Raw genomic sequence first — 8504 nt, 5'->3', positions numbered from 1 at the left:
TGCTTGCCGCCCTCGCCCTCGTCCTTGACGACCGTGCCCGCGGTCCGCGCCGGACGCGCCGCCACCGACTCCACCGCCGTCCACGCACCCGCCAGCCCGACCTCGTCGGCCTCGATGCCCAGATCGTCCAGGTCCAGCGACTGGACCGGCTTCTTCTTCGCCGCCATGATCCCCTTGAACGACGGGTACCGGGCCTCACCCGACTGGTCCGTCACCGACACCACCGCCGGCAGCGCCGCCTCGACCAGCTCGGTCGCCGCGTCACCGTCACGACGGCCCCGCACCACACCGCCCTCGACCGACACCTCGGACAGCAGCGTCACCTGCGCCACGCCCAGCCGCTCCGCCAGCAGCGCCGGCAGCACGCCCATCGAACCGTCCGTCGACGCCATCCCGCCGATCACCAGGTCGAACCCGGTCTTCTCCAGCGCCTTCGCCAGCACCGCCGACGTCCCGATCACATCCGACCCGTGGATGTCCTCGTCATTCACGTGCACGGCCTTGTCCGCACCCATCGACAGCGCCTTGCGCAGCGCGTCCTTCGCGTCGTCCGGCCCGACCGTCAGCACCGTCACCTCGGCGCCCTCGTTCGCCGCCGCGATCCGCAGCGCCTGCTCCACGCCGTACTCGTCGAGCTCCGACAGGAGGCCGTCCACACCCTCCCGGTCGGTGGTGTGATCGTCCGCGAACCGACGGTCACCCGTCGCGTCCGGCACGTACTTCACACAGACGACGATCCTCAAGCTCATGAGTGGTTCTCCTGTCACGGTCGCACTGGTCGATGGCCTCACGTCATGCCGAGGGTACTGAGTGCCAATCCCGGCCCGGCCGCGCCCTGCGCGCCGTGAGCGCCACCTGGACCGGCATACCGTGTCGGCGCTCTTCGACTGGTGTCGGAGGCTCCACGTAGAGGATACGGCACTCAGTACCCCTGGTAAAGGAACTCAGTACCCTTCCCGGTGTGCGCTGGGCCTCAGGGCGCCCTCAGCGCCCTCAGGCGGCCAGCACCACGGCGGCCTCCCCCGTGTAGACGCGGAAGGTGAGGGACTCCTGGAGGTAGAGCCGCACGGTGTCGGCGTCGTGGGAGAGGTAGCCGACGGAGACGTCCTGGCCGAGGAAGAGCTCGAAGTCGCCGCCCCGGGTGGAGAGGAGGAGGGCGCCCTCGATGGCGGGGGCCCAGATGATGTCCCCGTCGAGGAGGCGGGCGAGGTGGTTGTGGACGGGGTAGCCGTGGTCGCTGGTCTCGTTGACGGCGGTGAAGGTGTCCGCGCCGAGCAGGAGCGAGTAGGGGCCGCCGACGCCGGCCAGGCGCAGCGCGGTGAGGGCGCGGCTGACGGCCTCGGGGTACTCGCGGACGTCCTCGGGGAGCCGGACCGGCGGGTTGGTGGAGCCGGCCCGGATGCCCTCGATGGCGGCGGCGCGGTAGCCCTCGAAGACGGCGCGGTCCTCGGCGAGGGCGATGGTGCGGGCGGCGTCCTTCACCGGCTGCCAGTCGGAGTCGCGGGAGCCGCGCTCGACGTCGTCGACGGCCTCGCGGCGGACGGTGAAGGGGACGCGCAGCTCGACCACCGGCTGGGCGGCGCGGGCGTGGGCCTGGACGCCGTCGGCGGGCGGTTCGATGCCGGTCAGGTGGCCGGTGCCGACGGCGGCGAGGGTGGAGCCGTCGGGGCCGTTCAGGTCGACCACACGGCGGCCGGCGATGTGGAGCTTGAAGGTCTGGCGGGCCTCCTCCTCGATCTCCGCCCAGGCTGCGGCGGAGACGGGGGCGAGGTCGCGGTGCAGGTTGTTCATGGTGCGGGTCCTTGTCAGGAGGTCCGGTTCAGGGCGTGCCGCGCAGGCTGCCGATGCCGAGCGAGCCGGTCGCGGAGGGAGCACTCGGCGCGGGCGGAGCGGGCGGCGCCGACCGCACCGGGGGCGCCGACGGCGCGGGCGGCGGGGCGTCGAGGAAGTCGGCGGTCGGGACGAAGAACAGCGAGCCGGTGACGGCCGTGGAGAAGTCGAGCAGCCGGTCGGTGGTACCGGGCGGGCGGCCCACGAACATGTTGCGCAGCATCTCCTCGGTCACCTCGGGATCGCGGGCGTAGCCGATGAAGTAGGTGCCGAACTCGCCGCCGCGGTCGAACGAGCCGAAGGCCATGTTGTAGCGGACGATCTGCCGCTGCTCGCCGCCAGGCCCGGTCACGGTGCTGAGCGCGACGTGCGAGTCGGCCGGTTTGGCGTCGTCGTCGAACTCGATGTCGGTGAGCTTGGTGCGGCCGACCGCCCGTTCCTGGTCCTCGACGCTCAGCGCGTTCCACGCGTCCAGGTCGTGCAGGTACTTCTGGACGATGACGTAGCTGCCGCCGGTGAAGGCCTGGTCCTCGGCGCCGACCACGGCGGCGGTCTCGGCGGCCCGGCCCTCGGGGTTCTCGGTGCCGTCGACGAAGCCGAGCAGGTCCCGGTCGTCGAAGTACTTGAAGCCCTGGACGGAGTCCACCACGGTGGCCGCCCCGGCCAGCCGGCCGGTGAGCTGGCCGGCCAGCTCGAAGCAGAGGTCCATCCGGGCGGCCCGCAGGTGCAGCAGCAGGTCGCCGGGGGTGGCCGGGGCCCGGTGGCGGGTGCCGGCCACCTCCCGGAAGGGGTGCAGGCCGGCCGGCCTGGGGCCGTCGAAGAGGCGGTCCCAAGCGTCCGAGCCGATGCCGGTGACGCAGGTGAGGCCGCCCTCGGGGGCCCGGAAGCCGACCGCGCGGCGCAGCCCGGCGAGGTCGGGCAGCAGGTCGCGGACGGCGTCCTCGCCGCCGGGCTCGACGGTGAGGACCAGGAAGACCGCCGCGCTGGTCAGCGGGGAGAGCACGGCTTGCGGTTCGGCCTGCATGGCGAGGGTTCCTCCACGGTGGCGCGGGAGGCCGGGCGGCGTCCCGCTCATGGCCGGTGGTCAGCGTGCCGCGGCTGCCGCCGACCGGGCGGGCCGACGGCGTGACGGACCAGCGGACATCTGATCATGCGTACGATTACACCCCATAGCGGACCATTCGGCGCGGGCGGCACTCCCCCGAACGGCCCTCCCGGACGCGCCGTCCGTCGAGGCCGTTCGGGGGCGCCCGCGGCCGGTGGGCACGCGGAAGGGGCGGACGCGCCGTCACGCGCCCGCCCCTTCCACCCCGGCTGTCAGCCGCGCAGGGCCGCCAGTTGCTCGGCGAACGGCACCACCTGTTCGGGCAGCGCCGGCGCCGCCGGGCCGCGGCCGGCCAGCAGGGCCGCCAGTTCGCCCGCCGCGCGGTCGATCCGGCCCGGGAGGCCGTCGGTGAGCCCGTCCCCCGCCGCGCCCCAGTCGTCGGTGGCCGCGTAGACGGCGGTCGGCACCACCACCGCACGCAGGTAGCTGAACAGTGGCCGGACGGCGTGCTCCAGGGCGAGCGAGTGCCGGGGCGTGCCGCCGGTAGCGGCGATCAGCACCGGCTTGCCGGTGAGCGCGTCGTGGTCGACCAGGTCGAAGAACGACTTGAACAGGCCGCTGTAGGAGGCGGTGAAGATCGGCGTCACCGCGATCACCGCGTCCGCCCCGGTGACCGCGTCGATCGCCCCGCGCAGCGCCGCGCCGGGGAAGCCGGTGACGAAGTGGTGGGCGATCTCCGTGGCCAGGTCACGCAGTTCGACCACCGTGACGTCCACCTGCCGCCCGCCACCGGACAGTTGACGGACTGTCGAATCGGAGAGGCGGTCGGCCAGCAGCCGGGTCGAGGACGGCTTGCTCAGCCCGGCGCTCACCACCACCAGCCGGTACGCGGTCACTTGGCCACCTCCATGGTCTCCCCGTCGACGGACTCCTCGTTGCGGGCCGCGACCCGCGCGGCGTGCGTCGGCCCGTCCGGCACCGCGGCCGGGCGGTTCCTGGCGAACTCCTCGCGCAGCACCGGCACGACCTCCTCGCCGAGCAGGTCCAGCTGCTCCAGCACGGTCTTCAGCGGCAGGCCGGCGTGGTCCATCAGGAACAGCTGGCGCTGGTAGTCGCCGAAGGACTCGCGGAAGGCCAGCGTCTTCTCGATGACCTCCTGCGGGCTGCCCACGGTCAGCGGGGTCTGCTCGGTGAACTCCTCCAGCGAGGGCCCGTGCCCGTACACCGGCGCGTTGTCGAAGTACGGGCGGAACTCCCGCACCGCGTCCTGCGAGTTGCGCCGCATGAACACCTGCCCGCCGAGGCCGACGTACGCCTGCTCGGGCGTGCCGTGGCCGTAGTGGGCGTAGCGCTCGCGGTAGAGCTCGATCAGCTTCTGGAAGTGCTCCTTGGGCCAGAAGATGTTGTTCGCGAAGAAGCCGTCCCCGTAGTAGGCGGCCTGCTCAGCGATCTCCGGGCTGCGGATCGAGCCGTGCCAGACGAACGGCGCGACGCCGTCCAGCGGGCGCGGGGTGGAGGTGAAGGACTGCAGCGGGGTGCGGAAGCGGCCCTGCCAGTCCACCACCTCCTCGCGCCAGAGCTGGTGCAGCAGCGCGTAGTTCTCGATCGCGAGCGGGATGCCCTGGCGGATGTCCTTGCCGAACCACGGGTAGACCGGGCCGGTGTTGCCGCGGCCCATCATGAGGTCCACCCGGCCGTCGGCGAGGTGCTGGAGCATCGCGAAGTCCTCGGCGATCTTCACCGGGTCGTTGGTGGTGATCAGCGTGGTCGAGGTGGAGAGGATGATGCGGTCGGTCTGCGCGGCGATGTAGCCGAGCATGGTCGTCGGCGAGGACGGGACGAACGGCGGGTTGTGGTGCTCGCCGGTCGCGAAGACGTCGAGGCCGACCTCCTCTGCCTTGCGCGCGATGGCCACCATGGCCTTGATCCGCTCGTGCTCGCTCGGGGTGCGGCCGGTGGTCGGGTCGGGGGTGACGTCGCCGACGGTGAAGATTCCGAACTGCATGCTGCTCACCACACTCCAGGTCGGCCCCTCGCCCGGGCGCTCGGGGCGCACGGGGTTCTCGGGGCGGATCGTTAAACTTTCAACCACCTTAGCACCCAGGTGCGGATCGTTATTCCCGCCCACACTTGAGGGAGGAGCTCCGGAAGGGCGGCGAACCGATGGCGACGTACATCGCGGTGAGCGCGCTGAGCCACGAGGGCCTGGTGCGGCAGCACAACGAGGACAGCCTCACGGTCGGGCCGTGGACACTCTGCGCCACCGTGACCGGCAACCCGCAGACCCTGCTGTTCCCGCTCGGCCCGCCCTGCGTGGTCGCCGTGGCGGACGGCCTGGGCGGCCACCCCGGCGGCGAGGTCGCCAGCGCCCTGGTGGCCCGCCGACTGGCCGCCGACGGCGCCGGACTGGACAGCGAGGAGGCCGTCCGGGAGGAACTCCAGGACTGCAACCGGGCGGTGTACGCGGCCGCCGCCGGCGAACCCGAGCTGGCCGCGATGGGCACCACGGTGGCCGGCCTGGTGCTGCTGCCCGGCCGGGCGGTGGCCTTCAACGTGGGCGACAGCCGGGTCTACCAGGTCGCCCCGGACGGGCTGCACCGGGTGAGCGTGGACGACAGCCCGCCACTGCCGCCCGGCCGGCGCACCACCTCGGTGGTCACCCAGACCCTGGGCGGCTCGCTCGGACTGACCTTCGTCGAGCCGCACGTGCGCGCCGCACCGCTGGCCGCCGGCGACCGCTACCTGGTGTGCAGCGACGGCCTGACCGACCCGGTGCCGGAGGAGGAGCTGGCCGAATTGCTCGCCCGGCCGCACGACGGCTCCGACCGCGCCGACGGGAGGGCCGCGTTCGAGCTCTGGAAAGCGGCGATCGCGGCCGGCGGGCCGGACAACATCACCCTGGCGCTGGTCCGGATCGGCGAGTAGCCGCCAGCGGGCACGGACCCGCCCCGGCGGGGCGCCGAAGCGCTCCGCCGGGGCGGTCACCTGTCCGTTTTCGGTCGCTCGACGAGCGTCCGGTCAGAGTTCGCTCGTGACGCTCACCCCGCTGAAGCCCTGCTGGGCGTAGAGGCTGAAGTAGACGTAGCCGGCCGGCGGGTTGGTGATCGTCAGGGTCTCGGAGTTGTCCGGACCCGACGAGTGCGCCGTGCTGGCGTCGGTGTACGCCCAGGAGGCCGGGTTGTAGTAGAGGTCGCCGTTGCCGGTGCCGCCGCTCGTGGTGACCTTCACCTGCTTGGTGCCGGCCGGCACCAGGAGGTAGAAGTGCGCGTAGTTGCCGGTGGTCGCCGCGATGTTGCTGCGGGCGCAGTTGGCGTCCAGCTTGCGGATGTCGGTGCCGGCGCACTCCGGCAGCTGCGGCTGGGTGGGCGTGCCGCCCCCGGTGGCGCAGGCGCCGTTGGCGCACGCCGTCAGCCAGCTGTCGAAGCCGGCGTCGTAGCGGGTGCCGATGGTGGTCTTGAGCAGGGTGCGGGCGCCGGCCCAGTCGCCCGCCCGGTACTTGGCGAGGACGGAGTCCAGGTCGCCGCGGTGCTGCTCCAGCATGTAGCGGACGGCGAGGTAGCCCCAGCGGTAGACCCGGTCCTGGTCACCGTAGGCGGTGTCGAAGAGGTCGCTCAGCTTGTAGGTGTGCCGGGCGGCCGCCGCGATGGCGGCGTCGTTGGTCACCTTGCGGTACGAGTACGAGATGTACTCGGCGAAGCCCTCGACCCACCAGACGGTCGGGGTGGTCATGCCGGCGTTGAAGTCGCCGTACATGTCGAACCGGCCGTCGAGGTAGTGGGTGTACTCGTGGTTGAGGTTCCAGATCTCGAACGACGGGCGGGCCCACTCGGCCTCGTAGCAGAGGAAGCGCGGCTGGTTGCCGGCCTTGGCCGGGTCGCCCTCCAGGTACATGCCGCCGTTGTTGGTGTCGATGCCGTAGATGGCCGCGGCCAGCACCTGGTAGTCCAGGGAGGAGTGGAAGACCACCACCTCGATCGTGGTGTTGCTGTCGTCCTTGACCGGGCCGTTGTCGCGCACCACCGAGTGGAAGTACGCGTCCTGGCCGGTGAGGCTGGTGCAGGCGGTGCCCAGCTGGGTGTTGTCCAGCGCCTGGGCGATCAGCTTGATGCTCGGGCTGCAGGTGTAGTTGACCGTCAGCACGCCCGCCTTGAGCTGGTCGGAGGCGTTGCAGGTGCCGTAGTAGGCGCAGTTGGCGGCGTCGTAGTAGCCGACCCCGTCCGCGACCGCGGCCCACTGGTAGACGGTGCGACCGTTCGGCGCGGACTGCGCGACCAGCGACTTGGCGAGCGGACGGACCTTGGGCTGGAGCGCCGTGTCCTTCAGGAAGCGGGTCAGCTCCTTGGCCGCGTTGTAGACCAGCACGCCGAAGTCGCCACCGAGCTGGTCGTTGTTGCGGGTCGCGAAGCCGGACAGCGCGTCCAGCACGCTCGGGTCGGCCTCGACCGCCGCGTCGAAGCCGGTCACCTGGTGGCCGCGGAACAGCACCGTGAAGACCGGGTTCACCGCCCAGGCCATGCCGGCCGGGTTCCAGGTGGCGCTGTTGTAGTCGTTCAGCAGCTGCTTGACCACCGGGAGGTAGCGGATGTTCTCCTGCGCGCTGTCGATCAGGGTGACGGCCTCGCCCAGGATGGGTGCGTTGCCCGCGGCGACGTCCCGCACGTGCGCGCCGCCGAAGAAGGCGTCCAGCCCGGAACGGATCGCCGCCTGGAGGGCGGTGCCGTAGGTACCGACGTCGTCCTTGTGGTACCACTGCGCGAAGTACCCGGCGCGCAGGTACAGCACCAGTTGCTCGACGGAGGTCGAGTTGTCGCCCGGGTAGCTGCCGGCCGCGTCGCGCAGCGCGTACGCCACGGTGGTCATCTGCTCCTCACGGAACGCGCCCCTCGCGTCCGCGCCGGTGAGCTGGAAGAGCCCGTTGATGCACTGGATGTCGGCGGCCTTGATGTGCTGGACCAGGTCGCCGCCCGTCCGGCCGGTGAAGTCGCCGACGTTGCAGGGCTGGGCGGCCGCCGCGCCGAGGGAGAAGGCCTTGGCGGTCGGCCGGGCCTCGGCCGGCCGGGTGTCGAGCGGGAGCGGGGCCCGCTGGTCGGCAGAGGCGAACTGCCGGTCGGTGTGGCCGCGTTCGGGGGCGCCGACGGCGGGCTGCGGCGCCGGTCCGGCGGGGGTGGTGGGGGCGGCCGCGCCGCCGGGGGCGGCGGCGGGGGCGGCCTTGCTCTGTGGGGCGAACAGGCCGATCGTCAGGAACATGGTCAGGGCGAGTACTAACAGCCTTGCCAGCTGCGGGAGTCGCAGCAGACGCGCGGAACTCACGTGGGGGCCTCCGGGCCGTCGTCGGTCGCATTGGGGGTGCGGCCGGTGGGGTGGTGAGGACCGTTGGCGACGGCGCCTCGTGGGCGGCTCCGTCGTGCACACGGTGGGGAGTGTGACATGTACCATGGCACACATCACATGACGTTGGATAGCCCCGCTCATGTGAGCGATTCGCGGGGGAACGACGCAGGGGCCGGGGCGCCGAAACCTGGGCCCCCCCCCCGCCCGTGGGGGTTTTAGCCCCCCCACGCGACTAAACCCACAGCCCGCTGACACCCCCCCGCACCCCGGCCCCCAAGAGCCCCCCCCCGCCCGAACC

At 72.2% G+C, this 8504-nt stretch carries 7 protein-coding genes; 1 reads left to right on the top strand and 6 read right to left on the bottom strand.

Annotation, left to right across the window (positions count from 1 at the left end):
- From ACFVHI_RS36650 to ACFVHI_RS36630, 5 genes are all read right to left on the bottom strand, one after another.
- On the bottom strand, window positions 1–749 hold a 749-nt coding region (locus ACFVHI_RS36650), incomplete at its 3' end, for an electron transfer flavoprotein subunit beta/FixA family protein (protein WP_380346353.1).
- A 244-nt stretch (window positions 750–993) separates the two neighbouring features.
- Complete coding sequence (locus ACFVHI_RS36645; protein ID WP_363371484.1) at window positions 994–1791, bottom strand: family 1 encapsulin nanocompartment shell protein; 798 nt, start codon at window positions 1789–1791, stop codon at window positions 994–996.
- A gap of 28 nt (window positions 1792–1819) precedes the next feature.
- Window positions 1820–2854: a Dyp-type peroxidase gene (locus ACFVHI_RS36640; RefSeq protein ID WP_380346351.1), complete on the bottom strand. Its 1035-nt coding sequence runs from the start codon at window positions 2852–2854 to the stop codon at window positions 1820–1822.
- 293 nt (window positions 2855–3147) lie between these two features.
- Window positions 3148–3771, bottom strand: coding sequence for an FMN reductase (locus ACFVHI_RS36635; RefSeq protein WP_063346954.1), 624 nt, complete (start codon window positions 3769–3771; stop codon window positions 3148–3150).
- The gene (locus ACFVHI_RS36630) at window positions 3768–4880 is read right to left on the bottom strand and encodes an LLM class flavin-dependent oxidoreductase (RefSeq protein WP_063346955.1); all 1113 of its coding nucleotides are present in this window, start codon (window positions 4878–4880) and stop codon (window positions 3768–3770) included. The genes ACFVHI_RS36635 and ACFVHI_RS36630 overlap by 4 nt, the downstream gene beginning before the upstream one ends.
- Before the next feature lie 158 nt (window positions 4881–5038).
- On the opposite strand from ACFVHI_RS36630, the gene ACFVHI_RS36625 reads away from it, so the two are divergent.
- Window positions 5039–5800: a PP2C family protein-serine/threonine phosphatase gene (locus ACFVHI_RS36625; RefSeq protein WP_380346349.1), complete on the top strand. Its 762-nt coding sequence runs from the start codon at window positions 5039–5041 to the stop codon at window positions 5798–5800.
- 93 nt (window positions 5801–5893) lie between these two features.
- Here the strand turns inward: ACFVHI_RS36625 and ACFVHI_RS36620 are convergent, their stop codons facing one another.
- Window positions 5894–8122, bottom strand: coding sequence for a M9 family metallopeptidase (locus ACFVHI_RS36620; protein WP_380346347.1), 2229 nt, complete (start codon window positions 8120–8122; stop codon window positions 5894–5896).
- Window positions 8123–8504 lie beyond the last annotated feature (382 nt).

Origin of the sequence: Kitasatospora sp. NPDC127121 (assembly GCF_042677305.1) — a bacterium.
Classification (GTDB): domain Bacteria; phylum Actinomycetota; class Actinomycetes; order Streptomycetales; family Streptomycetaceae; genus Kitasatospora.
Note: the sequence above shows the minus strand (reverse complement) of the source record. Positions and strands in the feature narration are given on the sequence as shown.

Excerpts from the sequence above, each read along its gene's own strand:
- ACFVHI_RS36630 (WP_063346955.1), bottom strand. The coding sequence starts at position 4,880 with ATGCAGTTCGGAATCTTCACCGTCGGCGACGTCACCCCCGACCCGACC.
- ACFVHI_RS36645 (WP_363371484.1), bottom strand. The coding sequence starts at position 1,791 with ATGAACAACCTGCACCGCGACCTCGCCCCCGTCTCCGCCGCAGCCTGG.
- ACFVHI_RS36640 (WP_380346351.1), bottom strand. The coding sequence starts at position 2,854 with ATGCAGGCCGAACCGCAAGCCGTGCTCTCCCCGCTGACCAGCGCGGCG.
- ACFVHI_RS36620 (WP_380346347.1), bottom strand. The coding sequence starts at position 8,122 with ATGTTCCTGACGATCGGCCTGTTCGCCCCACAGAGCAAGGCCGCCCCC.
- ACFVHI_RS36625 (WP_380346349.1), top strand. The coding sequence starts at position 5,039 with ATGGCGACGTACATCGCGGTGAGCGCGCTGAGCCACGAGGGCCTGGTG.